This is a genomic window from Vibrio sp. 10N.286.48.F5 (assembly GCF_041469785.1).
Classification (GTDB): Bacteria; Pseudomonadota; Gammaproteobacteria; order Enterobacterales; family Vibrionaceae; genus Vibrio; species Vibrio crassostreae_C.
Map to the genome: position 1 here is coordinate 157,525 of NZ_JBFRLG010000022.1, position 14,834 is coordinate 172,358.

12 protein-coding genes are annotated in these 14,834 nt (G+C 43.7%); 6 read left to right on the plus strand and 6 right to left on the minus strand.

Annotated elements, in window-relative coordinates:
- Positions 1-78: 78 nt before the first annotated feature.
- The 3 genes from AB4185_RS13970 to AB4185_RS13980 all read right to left on the minus strand — a co-directional run bounded on the left by AB4185_RS13970 (position 79) and on the right by AB4185_RS13980 (position 4,070).
- A complete protein-coding gene (locus tag AB4185_RS13970) occupies positions 79-1,986 on the minus strand; it encodes an EAL domain-containing protein (RefSeq protein ID WP_372135569.1) in 1,908 nt (635 codons plus the stop codon).
- A 179-nt stretch (positions 1,987-2,165) separates the two neighbouring features.
- Entirely contained in the window at positions 2,166-3,365 is a 1,200-nt protein-coding gene (gene fabV / locus AB4185_RS13975) for an enoyl-ACP reductase FabV (RefSeq protein WP_017067782.1), read from the minus strand.
- Positions 3,366-3,446: 81 nt separating this feature from the next.
- On the minus strand, positions 3,447-4,070 hold the full coding sequence (locus tag AB4185_RS13980; RefSeq protein WP_017069908.1) for an arylesterase: 624 nt from the start codon (positions 4,068-4,070) through the stop codon (positions 3,447-3,449).
- On the opposite strand from AB4185_RS13980, the gene AB4185_RS13985 reads away from it, so the two are divergent.
- The 3 genes from AB4185_RS13985 (at position 4,069) to AB4185_RS13995 (ending at position 9,170) form a co-directional block, all read left to right on the plus strand.
- A complete protein-coding gene (locus AB4185_RS13985; protein ID WP_017067780.1) occupies positions 4,069-4,743 on the plus strand; it encodes an ABC transporter ATP-binding protein in 675 nt (224 codons plus the stop codon). The two genes, AB4185_RS13980 and AB4185_RS13985, sit on opposite strands and share 2 nt — an antisense overlap.
- A 1-nt stretch (position 4,744) precedes the next feature.
- Positions 4,745-7,183: an ABC transporter permease gene (locus AB4185_RS13990; RefSeq protein ID WP_372135570.1), complete on the plus strand. Its 2,439-nt coding sequence runs from the start codon at positions 4,745-4,747 to the stop codon at positions 7,181-7,183.
- A gap of 532 nt (positions 7,184-7,715) precedes the next feature.
- Entirely contained in the window at positions 7,716-9,170 is a 1,455-nt protein-coding gene (locus AB4185_RS13995) for an FAD-dependent oxidoreductase (RefSeq protein WP_372135571.1), read from the plus strand.
- A 180-nt stretch (positions 9,171-9,350) separates the two neighbouring features.
- Here AB4185_RS13995 and AB4185_RS14000 read toward each other — a convergent pair whose 3' ends face one another.
- From AB4185_RS14000 to AB4185_RS14010, 3 genes are all read right to left on the minus strand, one after another.
- On the minus strand, positions 9,351-10,301 hold the full coding sequence (locus AB4185_RS14000; RefSeq protein WP_171732626.1) for a biotin-dependent carboxyltransferase family protein: 951 nt from the start codon (positions 10,299-10,301) through the stop codon (positions 9,351-9,353).
- A complete protein-coding gene (locus AB4185_RS14005) occupies positions 10,294-11,046 on the minus strand; it encodes an allophanate hydrolase subunit 1 (RefSeq protein WP_372135572.1) in 753 nt (250 codons plus the stop codon). Before AB4185_RS14005 ends, AB4185_RS14000 begins: the two co-directional genes overlap by 8 nt.
- A gap of 134 nt (positions 11,047-11,180) precedes the next feature.
- A complete protein-coding gene (locus AB4185_RS14010) occupies positions 11,181-11,924 on the minus strand; it encodes a 5-oxoprolinase subunit PxpA (protein WP_372135573.1) in 744 nt (247 codons plus the stop codon).
- A 170-nt stretch (positions 11,925-12,094) separates the two neighbouring features.
- Here AB4185_RS14010 and AB4185_RS14015 point away from each other — a divergent pair, with 170 nt between their 5' ends.
- Genes AB4185_RS14015 through AB4185_RS14025 form a run of 3 tightly spaced genes read left to right on the plus strand, consistent with a single transcriptional unit; the run spans position 12,095 to position 14,812 of the window.
- Positions 12,095-12,310, plus strand: a complete 216-nt coding sequence (locus AB4185_RS14015) for a hypothetical protein (protein ID WP_017064590.1) — start codon at positions 12,095-12,097, stop codon at positions 12,308-12,310.
- Positions 12,300-12,836, plus strand: a complete 537-nt coding sequence (locus tag AB4185_RS14020) for a YfiR family protein (protein WP_372135574.1) — start codon at positions 12,300-12,302, stop codon at positions 12,834-12,836. The genes AB4185_RS14015 and AB4185_RS14020 overlap by 11 nt, the downstream gene beginning before the upstream one ends.
- Complete coding sequence (locus tag AB4185_RS14025; protein ID WP_065584959.1) at positions 12,836-14,812, plus strand: diguanylate cyclase domain-containing protein; 1,977 nt, start codon at positions 12,836-12,838, stop codon at positions 14,810-14,812. Before AB4185_RS14020 ends, AB4185_RS14025 begins: the two co-directional genes overlap by 1 nt.
- Positions 14,813-14,834 lie beyond the last annotated feature (22 nt).

The following is a 14,834-nucleotide window of genomic DNA, read 5'->3' on the forward strand; positions in this document are numbered from 1 at the left end:
GCGGCGATTATAAAAATCACCACCTTTAGAGTAAAGAGAAAGTAGGCCTAAATCCAAAACTAACTGCTCTTTTTCGCTTTAAGCGTAACGAGTTGTCCCCAAATAGTTTTGATTGATTAAGCTGTGTTCGAATTCTTGGCTCGGCATTGGTCTTCCGTAAAGGTAACCTTGGCCCACATCGCAGCCTTCATTAATAATAAATTGCTCCTGAACCTCCGTTTCTATGCCTTCAATCGTCACTTTTAAGTCGAGCTTTTTGGCAATTTGGACAATAGAACGAACAATTTCCGAGTCTTCGTGTGAGTTGAGCATTTGGTCGATAAAGCTCTTATCAATCTTAATGGTGTCGAATGGGAACTTCTTCAGATAACTGAAGGAGGCGTAGCCCGTACCGAAGTCATCTAGTGACAATGTAACGCCAATATCGTGCAAAGATCCCAAGGTATTCTTGGCAACCACTTCATCTGCTATCAGTCCACTCTCCGTAACTTCAAGTTCTAAGAAACGAGGCTCTAAATGATAGGTTTCGAGTAGGTGAACCACTTGTTCCGCAAAGTGTACGTTCTTGAGTTGAATTGCAGACACATTCACAGCCATCTTGAAATCTTCAACGTATTCGGACCACTCTTTGGCTTTTTCAATCGCATTGCGTAAAACAAAGCTGCCCACTTCGAAAATCAAACCGTTTTGTTCAGCCATGTGGATCAGGGTTTCGTTAGAGATATCACCCAAAACAGGATGTCGCCAACGAAGCAAAGCTTCAGCACCGACCCAGCGATGCGTCAACGGGCTAACTTTGGGTTGAAAGTAGAGCATAAGGTCATCATTACGAACGGCTTGAAGCAAATAGCCTTCGATCTTATTAATGTGAGTTTGTTCTTCGGTATGGGATTGAGAGTAGTAAGCGAACTTTTGTCCTGAATCTTTGCAGGCTAACATCGCTTCAGAAGATTTCTGCAGAATGCTTTCCGCGTCATCTTCGTCGTTCGTAATTGCAATCCCAATAAACGCGTGCAAATGCACTTTGTCACTTTCGATGTCGAATTCTGAATGACCAACTTTAACGAGCGTCTGGCAAAGTTCTTCAAGGCGATGGTGTAAATCTTTAACGCTAAACGCCAATACGAGGTCAACCGAAGTAGGGCGTGCAGTTAATACATCGATATCAGAAATACAGTCGATGCGTTTTCGGTATTCAACAAGCACTTGGTCTAACGCGTTATAGCCGTAGCGTGCTTGTATGCGTCTACCGTTGGTAAAACCAATATGAACGACTGCAAATGAGCTGTCTGTCAGCCTTCTCTGTGACAGTAGCTTGTGGTTTAAGCGAGATTCAAATGCGTTTCGGTTTAAAAAGCCGGTGCCGAGGTCGTGATTCTTTTGGAAGTTAATCTTCTGTTCAGCCGCTTTTCGTTTATCAATTTCTTGATTCAACGAGTAATTAAGGCTCGCGAGATCTTTAGTGCGATTGTAAACGCGGTTTTTTAGGTCGCGATTCATTTGGGCAAGCTTGGCGTGTTGGAATAGGGTTTTAAGCTGAGATTCAATCGAAGTCCGAAAGCTCTCTAACAGTTTGATATAGGTAGGTGTGTAGTGATTCTCTTTCGAGTCCAAGATACAAATGGTGCCAAACAGTTCACCGTTAGGCCAAAGTAATGGAATACCACAATAGGAGACTAAGCCGAGTTTGATGTCTGGGTTGTTGTCCCACTTAGGATCGGCAAGCGCGTTAGGCACAAGAAGCTGTCGTTGAGTTTCCATCACTGTTTCGCAGTACAGCCCATTCCCCAGCGTTTCAGAATCACCTTTGTTGTATGGGTTGTTCTCGCTACGACTGGTTGAAAAAACTTCAATGTAATTGGCGTGAACACGCATGATTAGTGCTGCGGGCACTTGAGTAATTTGAGCTAAGAGGTCGACAATATTCTGCCAACCGTGCTCCATATCGTCTGGGATATCTAAATCGAGAGTTTTTATTTTCTTCATATGACTCCGAGTCAATTATGCTAAATGCATCAACACATCCTGTGTTAATTATGATGAACCAAAGAAAACTGTGAATCTTACGTTAACTAAGTATAAGAAATGTTGCACGAAAAAACCTCCGCAATTATGCAGAGGTTTTCAAATGTGAATCCGGGTCTCAGTAATGAGATAATTTTAGATTAAGGCTTTAACTTTATAAAATCTTCTGTATTAAGTTTCTGGCTATAATCTACCGATGGTTGAGCAAACCCATTTAATTGTAGAAATTCTTCTTTAAACCCTTGGTAATCCCCTAAGGTTTGGAAGTTATTTTCGTCCATCTTTTCTAGCAGTTCAGTTACGTGCGCTTGGGTTTCTGGGTCTAATTCCCAATCATCCATACGGATCAATCGCTCACCATCAAGTGGTACTTTGGATTGACCATAAAGTTTACTGCCAAACAGACGCTGCATTTGTTGGATACAACCTTCGTGGGTCTCTTTCTCTTTCATCACCTTATACAAAGCAAGTAAGTAAGGGCTTAATCCAGGGATGAAAACGCTCGCTTTAGTGACTAGGGCTTTACATACCGCCGCGTAAGCGTTGCCGTCGAAGTTAGCTAGTTCGAGGTTTAATGCATGACTGGTTTGGTGAAGGTCGATCTTAGCGCGTCCCAATGTACCGTCTAAATAGATAGGATGTGTGACTTCTGGACCCACATAAGAAAACGCGATTGTCTTACAACCCGGAGCAATAGATTCTGCGTTGATGAGCTCATCTATCCATTGTTCCCAATCTTCGCCTCCCATCACTTTGAGTGTGCTTTCGGCTTCTTCTTCCGTCGCGGCTTCAAGCGTGTTGGTGACCCAGTTGTCGTGTTCCAGAGAAATGGTTGCGCCAGTTACGCTTTCACCAATAGGTTTGATGGCAGAGCGCCAAAACTCATCGGAATCTGGTTTAGGACGAACGCCTGCAGCTAAGCTATAGATAATCAGATCCACTTCACCTTCGAAGTAGGTTTCAATGGCTTCGACAACTTGTGAGCGTGTTTCTTGCGAAAATGCGTCGCCAACGATGTTGATAGCAGTGCGTTGCTCTCGTTCGGCTTCTTTTTTGAAGTAGATGTTGTTGTACCAACCAGCACTACCTAGGGATTTTTCGTTTGGACCGCGCTCGAATGAGACGCCGATAGTGTCAGCTTTTGCGCCGCCAAAGGTAAGGGCAATACGAGCGGCAAGGCCAAAGCCTGAGGAAGCGCCGATAATCAGTACTCGTTTAGGGCCATCTTTGATTTGCGGCGCACTCTTAACAAACTTGATTTGTTGCTTTACGGCTTCTTGACAGCCAAGAGGGTGAGCGCTTTTGGCTACCACACCCTTGATAACAGGTTCGATCAGCATAAATAACCTTACAGTTAACGGTGATATGCACTCAGGCTAACGTAAAGCTGTGTAAAATTTATTGAGCTAGACCATTAAAACTTAAAGATACTGATATAATTCTTCGGCGACGAATTCAGCAATCCAAGGTTGAGCTTCTGGTTTTGGATGCAGTCCATCGTTCATCATCCACTCAGGTTTGAGGATGATATGCTCTAGGAAAAACGGCAAAAGTGGCACGTTTTGTTGATCAGCAAGCGCTGCAAAAACGTATTCAAACTGCTGGTTGTAACGCTTTCCGTAATTTGGTGGGATTTTAATCTGCATCATTATAGGTTTGGCGCCCGCAGCTTTTATCTGCTCAATGATCTGCTCAAGATTTGCAGACATCAGCTTAGGTGGGAAACCACGAAGTCCATCATTCGCACCAAGTTCGATAAGAACGGTGTCTGGAGCATGTTCTTCAAGCAATTGTGGTAGGCGGGCTAAACCATTGCCCGTTGTATCACCAGAAATACTCCCGTTAACCACGGTAACCGCTTTATCATGTTTTGCTAGCGCGTCTGGCAACAAACTTGGCCAACTCTGTTTGATATCCATGTTGTAACCAGCACTCAAACTATCGCCAAGTACCAATAACTTTGAATCTTGAGCTGACGCAGAGCCTTGAGCTAAAGAAGCGGTTGAAAATAAAATAAAAAATAAAAAGGAAATTAGTCGAGTCATGCATACATCCATCATTAAAGCAGAAGCTGTTTCCAAGACAGTGTCTACTAATCAAGAACATTTAACAATCCTAGAGCACGTTGATATCGATATTCGTGAAGGCGAAACGGTCGCGATCGTAGGCACGTCTGGTGCGGGTAAATCGACCCTAATGACGCTGTTAGCTGGTCTTGATGTACCAACGAAAGGCGAAATCAGTTTATTAGGACAGCCACTTTCACAGCTTGATGATGAGGCAAGGGCTAAGATTCGCAGTGAATCGGTTGGGTTTGTATTTCAAAGCTTCTTATTAATTCCAAGCCTTTCTGCGCTGCAAAATGTCACGTTACCTTGTTTGTTGAAGGGAGCAGACGAAGACATCGAACGCGCGACTGCTCTGCTTGAATCAGTAGGCTTGAAAGACAGGCTTGATCATTTGCCGTCGCAGCTATCGGGTGGTGAACAACAAAGGGTCGCGTTGGCGCGCGCATTTATGATTAAGCCAAAAATTCTTTTTGCCGATGAACCCACAGGCAACCTAGACCAACAAACTGCTGCCAAAATTGTCGAGTTGTTGTTTGAATTGAACTCATCCCACGGCACAACGTTAGTGTTGGTGACACACGATCCTAAGCTTGCACAACGTTGCCAAAGAACACTCAAGATGCATGTCGGTCAGATAGAGGAAGTCTAAATTGAATTCATCAAACGGACTGAATAAACGCCTGTTTTCATGGAGTATCGAAGAGATTCGACACGGTCAGCTTTGGCCAGTTTCAATCGCTTTAACGCTTATTATTGCTTGTGTATTTGCATTGTCGGCGTTGGCCGAACGTATGGAGCAGGTAATTGTTAAGCAGGGCAAAGATGCGCTTACTGCCGATATCGTGTTTATCTCAGCAAACCCAGTTCCACAATCCTTATTAGACCTCACTCAAGTTGAACAGTTAGAAAGCTCTCAGTTGACTCGTTTTTCAACCATGGCATTCAGTGACAACTCGATGCAGTTAGTGACGGTGAAAGCGGTTGAAAGTAATTATCCATTACGCGGTGAAATGATCTTAGTGGGTGCTGATAAAGCATCAAGTAACCATGTTGAGCCAGGGGAACTTTGGTTAGACGAGCGTATATTTGCACAGTTAGAGGTTGAGATTGGTGACGTTGTCACTATTGGCGATGCCGATTTAGCGATAACTGGACGAATCACTCAAGAACCAGGCTTAAGCTTTAACCCATTCCAACAGATGCCAGCCGTTCTGATTCATACAAGCGATATTGATGCCACGGGAGCGATTCAACCGGGCAGTCGTGTTAGTTTTAGGCTGTTTCTCAACGGTGATGATACAAAACTGCAAGCCGCGCAAGACAGCGTAGAATTAACACCAAGCGATCGCTGGCGTACTCAAGATTCTGCGAGCCGTACTAACGACATGTTCGAAAGCACGACTCAATATCTTTCGTTAACCGTTGCTATTGTTGTGATCATGGCTGCGACCACTTTGGTACTCACTTGCCAACATTATGTTGCGAGTCGCCGTAAAACCATCGCGATGCTTAAGAGTTTGGGTGCAAGCAAGCAGTGGATCGTTAAATGGTTGTCTGTACAGGTATCTTTATTAGTGGTTATCGGTGCAGTACTGGGAATAACTATCGGTATCGGATTAGAGTTTTTGCTTCGTATACCTCTGGGTGACTTATTACCAACGCCACTTCCTAGCTATGGTATTGAACCTGCAATCTTGGCGATTTTATCAAGCATCTTAATTGGTGTTCCTGCTCTTGGTATCCCGTTAATTGGCTTGGTCAATACCTCGGCAATCAGCGTTATCCAATCAAGTCACCAGTCCAATGAAAGCTACAAGAAATATTTGTTGTTACTGGTACCGATTATTCCAATGATGCTGATGTATGGCGACAATCTATTGGTATGGATAGTTCTAGCGGGTATCGCTTGCCTGTTCTTAGTACTTGCGGTCGTTAGTACGCTTGTTCTGCGTTTGGTTGGCAAGTTACCGACATCTACGTCTATGCGTTTAGCATTGAGCAGAATTAATCGCACACCTTTAGCAACGGGGATTCAATTTGGCTCTTTAGCGCTTTCACTGATGTTGCTGTCTATCATCTGGTTGGTAAGAAGTGATTTACTGTCAGATTGGCAGCAAACCTTACCCGAGAACGCACCAAATGCGTTTGCACTTAACATTGCAAGCTATGAAAAAGACAGTTATCTCGAGACGATTGATGCAAACGAAGTAGAGCGTACTCAAGCGTTTCCAATTATCCGAGGACGACTGACGACGATAAACGGTGTTGAAGCGTCGGAATACAGCGATACCTCAGGCGAAACAGACGCACTAAGTCGAGAGATCAACTTCACTTGGGGAGATAGCTTACCCGAGTACAATGAAGTGTTAGAAGGTAACTGGACGCAAGAGCATGGCGTATCTGTGGAATCGGATGTCGCGGAGCAACTGGATCTAAAGATTGGCGATGAGCTGTCATTCACAATCAACAGCCAGAATGTTTCTGCCAAGGTGAATAGCATCCGCAAAGTCGAGTGGCGAGAAATGAAGCCGAACTTCTACTTCATTTTTACTCCAGATGTCTTGAGTTCAATCCCTTCTACTTGGCTAGTGAGCTTCAGATTAGAAGAACAACACAATCAGATGCTCAACGAACTCTCTCGAAATCATCCAACCGTGAGTTTGATGGATATTCGTAAGATGGGTAGCAAGATCCAAGAGTTGCTTAAGCAGATTGTTTGGTCGATTACCGTACTTGCGGCGTTAGGTGTGGTGGCGGGGCTGTTGCTTATCTTCACTCTATTGCGATTGAGCTTATCTCAAAGACAACAAGAGATACGCTTGTATCGAACATTAGGCGCGAGTAAGAAGCGAATTCTCAATACTATTTGGTGTGAGTACGGTTTAATGGCTTTAGTCGCAGGCTCAATTGCAGCCCTTGGTTCTGAGCTCAGCGTGGCAGGAGTGATGAACTTTGGTTTTGAGTTACAACCTTCACTTCACCCGATGTTGTGGATAGCGCTACCGGTGCTAACGTTCATCACATTAGCCGCGGTAGTGAATAGCTTAATCAAACGTTTGTTGGCACCAGTAAACAAGGATTTTGGCTAGTCGTTAGCGAGATCTAGCCAAGCGCTTAAAACGGTCTAAAAGTGAGATTATTTGTACTTAGTCATGCACTATTTATAATACGTCGCTTTAGACCGTTTTTTATTTAACCAACCGGTAGCATAAGTAAAAAATATCGCACCTTAGATTCCACTGTTTTTAGCATTTTTTAAAACTAATTACCCAATAATGCCGATTTAATGAACAGCGGTTAGTCCCTGTAAACAAAGGGTTTGCGCAACTTAGCAAGAACGTTATCAACAGTTATCCACAAAAACGGTGGATAACTTTAGGGATAAGTTAACCGCTATGTTTTAAGAGTACTGAGGCAGCCTTTATGTGGCGTCACTTAGGACAAATTTGACTGTTAGAATAACCTTTAAAACCCTATCTGGAGTTATTGAGTCAAGAGATTATTTATGTTTTTTACATAGATATTAAATCCCGCCTATCTAAGACCTTGATAAAAATGTGTTTTAATTCATCGCAGAACAAAAGTAGAATAGAGGCAGTTAATCTTATTCTACAGAACACGATGAACCACAACAAAACGGATACAAATCAACCTTCTATTGCCATTGTTGGTGGTGGTATTGCCGGAACAACGAGCGCGATTCACTTTGGTGAGTTGGGTTTTAAGGTCACTATCTTAGAAAAAGGGCCGAGTTTGGTTAATGGTCCACCAATTTGCCACCTGCACGCTGGCGGCAATTTGTATCGAGATATTTCTGTAGAGCAGTGTCTTCAATTGCTCACACAGTCAATTGATACCGTCCGCTTATTCCCTCATACGATCAATATTCGTCCGACAATCATCGCCGTTCCGCACAGTGATGGTGGAGAGCCGTTGGATCTGCTTCCTCGTCTCAAGATAATCAAAAGCGCTTATGCCGATCTTGTTAAACAAGATAAAAGCAACCAAGTGCTCGGTGATCCGGAAGAGTATTATAAGCTGTACAGCAAAGAAGATTTATTAGCACTTTCTGCGAAAACACAGCCTCTGAAACCAACATCGCTTGATGATTGGTGTATTCCTTTCGCCAAGCATACGGATTTAGAGACCCTAAAGTATCCTGTTGCGATGGTCCAAGAGTATGGCTGGAGCGTATTCCGACTTTCTGCGACCGCTCAACTCTCTTTGGGGCAACAAGCTAACTGTACTGTGTTAACCAACAGCCGATTACAATCTGTTGAGTCGACAGGTCAAGGTTGGTCTTTGACTTATACCGATGCCGAAAACCAAAGCTGCCAACTAACGACCGATTACTTGATTAATGCGAGTGGGTTTGAAACGGGTATCGTAGATGACTTTGTTGGCTCTAAGCAGCAAAGACTTGTTGAGTTTAAAGCTGCATACGTTACAGAGTGGCCATATTCGCAAGAATGTAAGGAAGAGTGGCCAGAAGTTATCTTCCATGGCCCGAGAGGCACACCGCAAGGCATGGCGCAATTAACGCCGTATGCTGATGGTGTGTTCCAACTTCACGGCATGACAGAAGGGATTACTCTGTTTGAGGGTGGGCTTGTTTCATCGTCAACAGACTCGTCACAGCCACAGTTGCCTTCGAAGCTGCTTAAGAAAATCGTATCGGGTTGGAGTGAAGATCAGCTTGAATTAAGAACTCGCGCGGCAATAACGCATATGTCTCAGTTCATCCCAAGTTTCAGTTCTGCATTGGTCGGTGGTAAACCTTTGTTTGGTGCACAACAGATTCCGGGAACCGATCCAAGCTTAAGAGCTTCAGACGTTTCATTCTGTGGGGATCGCTATGCTCGACTTGAAGTAGTAAAAGCTTCTTCAACATTAGAAGCGGCACAAAAGGTCGCTGAGCAATGGTTTGATGTATCAGAGGCGGCATCTATTGAAGACACACACTCAGTGACAATGTCACTTAATCTAAATGATATTGAAAACAGAGCGATAGATTTGACACAAGAACGTGGATACCCAGAAGCGCTTGCCAAGGTGTCAGGTCAAGATCACGCTTAATAGCCTATAATTAGTCTATCATCATCGACTGCGTTTAATTTCTTCAATTCGGCTTACTGTAATAGGTAAGCCGAATCTTCATTTCAACATCTGCTTAGATACCGAACCTCATCTAAATGACATCTTCCTAGTTGATTATTCTCAGCTACATAGCATTTAGCACATAACACATCGCAAAAACTAATAGCCGAAAAACTGAGCCCATTGGCACCAAACATCTTGTAAGCCCAAGCGATCGCCCTTGCTGAACGATATCGCATGTCCAGGTTTTGCTTGCGCCAAGCGTGGTAAATCAATTCTGGCGACACATCCTATCTTCGGATAACCACCTATGGTCTGTCTATCATTAAGCAGCACGATAGGCTGTCCATCTTGTGGAATTTGAATCGCACCTAGGGCAATGCCTTCTGACAATAGCGAAATGTCAGGCGAGTCTACGGGCTCGCCACTGAGTCGATAACCCATCCGATTAGAGTTTTGGTCAACGTGATACTGCGCGTTATACAAAATCTCTCTTGCTGACTCGGAGAATAGCTCGCTTTGATAGCCTTCAATCACTCGTAGGTTCACGGGTAGATTGTAATCAGGCGTGTATCGGAAGGTAACACTCAACGCTTTAAATGGATGAGAGAGTTGGTGTTGGGTAAAAGCGATTTGTTGCCCTTGCTGGCATGGCTCGCCATCTTGCGTTAATCCACCAATCTTTTCACGAGTGACTGTAGAGCAGCTATCAAGAGTTGATGGAACATCGAAACCGCCCTTAATGGCTAAATACGCCCTTAGACCATTTTTAGGCAAACCAAATGAGAGAACTTGCCCCTTAAAAGCTTGAAAAGTGCTCCAGTTAGCCTGTGGTTTACCATCGAGTTTCGCTTGTAAATCACCCCCGCATAGTGCCATCTCGCAATCAAAATCGATTCTCAACGCACATTGCCCAAGCGTGATTTCCAACGCCGCTTGGTTGACTGGGTTGCCCAATAGATGGTTAGCCCAGCTATAAGAGTAGTCATCAACCGGTCCACCTTGCGTTAATCCAAGATGAGCAACACCAAATCGCCCAAAGTCTTGAATCAAACTCAACGGGCCGGGCTTAATCACTGTCAGTGTTGGTTTAGTTTTTGTCTTAGCCATTTACGATGCCTCCACCCAACTCTACAAATTCTTTTTTTGAAATCGCTATGAAACGGACGGTATCACCAACATTAAGCAGAGACAGTGGTCTTTGCGTGATATCGGCGTTCTTCAACTGGCTATGATCGAACAACGGAAGTGGGCAATTGCCAATAATATTCCAACCGCCCGGTGAATCCGAAGGGTACACAGCTGTTTTCGTATCCGCGATGGCGATACTGCCTTTGGGCACAATTAAGCGGGGTGTGGAGTGACGGGGCAAGGCAAGCTCATTAACCACATCCGACATAAAGGCAAAGCCAGGCGTAAACCCAATCGCACTGACGCTGTATGTCTGTGAGGTGTGATGTTGAATTATCTGGTCGAGCGACAGGCCTTTGTTTTGATATCGGTCTAAATCGAGCGCCGTTTCTGGTGAGTAATAGGCAGGAAGCTCAATCGTATCGCGAGTTTTACTAACACTAAAAAAGGACGACAGAGCATGACTCAACAAATTATTGAGCTGTTCAATGAGTTGCTGTTCTGATATTCGATAAGGGAGGTAATCGACCAATATTGTTTGGTAAGCCGGTGTCACATTCATCAACACCGATGCTAAGTTTTGGCGAATGGCATCGGAAAAGTGAGCTATGTATTGCGCATATTCGGCGCTAGATTGATTATTTGAAGGCGATAGCGTCAAGGTCACCAAAACGCTGCATTCCGCGACTGGCGCTATATTGAATTCAATCTGATTCGTCGTCATTTCGTTTCCATACGTTTGTTATCTTGCCTTTTTTAGCTTACTTGGCGTGTCTCACTTCCGTGTCCAAGCCAATACAAATCAATTAGATCTCACGAGCGATTAGACCATGCGTCATACCAATCACACGCTTCATACTAATTAAAAGCGTTGAGGTCTTGTCTGATTTTTCTAATTAATGCGATGGATTGAGGGTTATCACCATGAACACAGATAGTATCAGCTTCAATAGGCAGTCTTTCGCCCTCTAAAGTCGTAACCGAGCCATAGTTAATGATTTGCATAACTTGGTTATAGATATCGTCTTGATTGACGTAAACCGAGCCTTTTTGAGTACGTGGCGCTAATTGTCCGTTATTTAAATAAGCACGGTCGGCAAACGCTTCAAACAAGAGAGGCAAGTCATGGTCGTCAGCAATATCCAAATACTGTTGATTGTCTGATGAAGAGAGAATCATCAACGGGATGTTAAACTCAGCGACGGCTTGGGCTACCGCATTGAACACATCAATGTTTGCCATCATATCGTTATAAAGAGCGCCATGAGGTTTCACATAGCCAACAGTGGTATGGTGATAGCGGCAAAGGGCTTGTAATGCACCGACTTGATAACAAACCAGCTCACTGATTTCGTCCATGGTGTGTGGAATAGAACGGCGACCAAAACCAACGAGATCTTGATAACCGGGATGAGCACCAATTTGGGTGTGATAGTGCTGCGCCAGTTTTATCGTCTTGGACATAACGTGCGGATCAGACGCGTGGAAGCCACAAGCGATGTTTGCCATATCGACCCATTCCATGACCGACTCGTCATCGCCCATCTTCCAATTGCCGAAACTTTCTCCCATGTCGCAATTAAACAAAATCTTCGTTGTCACGTGGTGCTAATCCTTTACGTTGAGGTAAGTAATGACGGTCTTATAAATACCATAAATAAACAGTGACCTAACTCAAACTTTCGACACCGTAGATTTACCAGTATGGCATTTCATATATAGTTGAACTATTGATTAAAGGATTAATATCTATCTGTATATTAGGTGAGCACATGATATCCCGCCAGGTTTGCTTAGGACTAGCATTAACGATACCTGTTTTTGTCTCTGCTCAAGAAAACTCTCTAGACCAGCTCATGTCGATGAGCCTTGAAGAGTTGTCTATGTTAGATGTCGAAATGGAAACGGCTTCGAAAGTGACACAAAAACTTACCGAGATTTGTGTCAACCAAGAGTCTGTATATGTGAGGGTCTCTCATGAATTCTAAGTGGCTCAAGCACCGTATTAAGCTTGGTTTTACTAAACTCAGCCTTGCCACGTTAGCTATGTTTATTATGCCTTTGAATACATCGGCGGCTAGTTTCAAGCCTTATGAAGTGAAAGCGGTGTACCTTTTTAGAATTGCGAATTTTATACGTTGGAATGATGAAAGCTCAATGAACGCTGTGAACTTTTGTGTGATTGGCGATGAAAAGGTAAGCCAAGTGCTAACGTCAATTACCGAGGGGAAATCTATTCGTTCGCTCGCTATCCGAGTTCAACAGTCGATTACTTCTAAGTGTGATATTACGTATTTGTCTGACCGTAAAAATGACCAATTTCTTAGTCAAGAGCACTCGCCACATACTGTGACAATCAGTGATATCCCTAACTTTACGGACTTAGGTGGAATCATTGAACTCACGCACATCGATAATAAGCTCAAACCTAAGATCAATCTAGAGAACGCAAGGCGCGGTGACTACGTCATTGGCTCGAACCTGTTACGAATCGCTATAGTGGAGGGCCAATAATGTTGTCTTTCATTAATAACATATCGATTAAAAACAAGCTGATATTACCCATTATCATCTTCATCGCAGTCACTTTTGTCACGATTCAATCAGTAAATTACACTGTCACTTTTGAGAGAGAGAAAGAGAGTCTTATTCAGCGTGTTAAAGTGCTAGCACAAGGTGTTGCTTATAACTTGCAAGCCGCGATTTTATTTGAAGACAAGTCATCGGCTCAGGAAATATTGTCAGCTTTCGTCGCAGATAAAGATATTGTTAGAGTGAAGCTCTATGACATCAACGAACAGCTTTTTGCCAGCTATCAGGTGAGCAACACTCTGGTTCCAAGGCCAAACGCAGAAGAATTAGACGATATCGCCGATCATCAATTTGCCATCTCTGAGCATTTCATCTTCTTGCTCGTTCCAGTGACACTGGATGGCGCAGTGATCGCGAACTTGAGAGTAACAATATCGAAAGAGACGTTTAATTCGATCTTAACGAATATTTTCAAGGTTGCGGTCGTCTACCTGTTGTTTCTGGTGATGTTAGGCGGAGTAGTGGTCAAATTGGTGCAACGCTTGATTATCGAACCGATGTTTGACCTCAATGAGGCGATGCAAGCCTTTGTTGAGCGTCGTTCGAAGCAGCCTAAATTAGTCGTAACGAACCGCGATGAAATCGGCGATCTGGTTCGAGCTTTCAATACCATGTTAGAAAGGCTTCAACATCGCGATAACCAAATCAATTTTACGTTAGACAAGTTACAAGAAGAAAAATCATTCGCAAATGAGGTCATTGAAACCGTTCAGCACTCTTTGTTGGTGGTGGATGAAAAAGGGCTCATTCTTCATGCGAACGCAGCTACTCGGGATATTTTTAAATGCTCGGAAGCCTTTCTTGAGAATTTGTTGATCCAAGAGTTGATCGCGACCAAGCAAACGGGTTACTTACAAGATGTTATTGATGCCAATATTGAACTTAATGACGAATTGCTGGAAACCACCGATCTCTTTCAATCAAAACGTTGGCTTCGTGTGAGCAGTCGTTCTTTGACAAAACATGGTCGTATTCTTTATGCAATCCAAGATGTCACCGACATAGAAACGGCCATGAGTCGCCAACGTATTGCTGCGGGTGTTTTCGAAAACAGTAAAGACGGCTTGATCGTGCTCAACTCATCCAATGTGATAACCATGGTTAACCCGGCGATCACACAACTTCTCGGTTATCACTCTGATCTGCTGGTGGGCAAAACACCATTTGAAGTATTTTCGTGGCAGCAATTTTCATCATTGATGCCGACAATTCGCAGTTCGTTAGACAACTATGGTCAATGGCAAGGCGAAGTGTGGGAGAAAAGCGCGTCCGGCACGTTAGTTCCAATGTTTGTCAAAGTGAATCGAATTGCCTCAGACAACGAGAAAGACGAGTTTGATATGGTATTAACGCTGTCTGATTTATCCAACGTTAAAGAGATGGAAAGACTCGAACACTTGGCTCATCACGATGCATTAACCGGGTTAGCGAATAGAGCGCAGCTGTATAAGGTTATGGATGATGTTGTCACGTCGAGCCACTATTCAAATCAGCATTTTGCGGTTATTTACTTGGATTTGGATGGCTTCAAAGAAGTGAATGACAACTATGGTCACGATGCGGGTGACGAAATCCTTAAAGAAGTGTCAAACCGGTTATTATCTCAGGTAAGAGCGGGGGATTTGGTTGCACGTTTGTCGGGTGATGAATTTGTTCTTATTATTAAACAGACAAACAAAGTCTTATTAGCGAAGTTAGCCGAGCGATTGTTGGATCTGATCGGGCAAGAAGTGAATTATAAACAGCGTTCACTTCATGTTGGGGCGAGCTTAGGTATCAATTTAGTTGATGGCTCAGAGCGTGATATTGACGTGATTCTAAAGGTTGCTGATGAGGCTATGTACCAAGCGAAACGCAAAGGAAAAGGTCAGTTTGTGTTCGCTCGTGAGGGTAAATAGGCACCGGTGTTTGTGAGCTCAC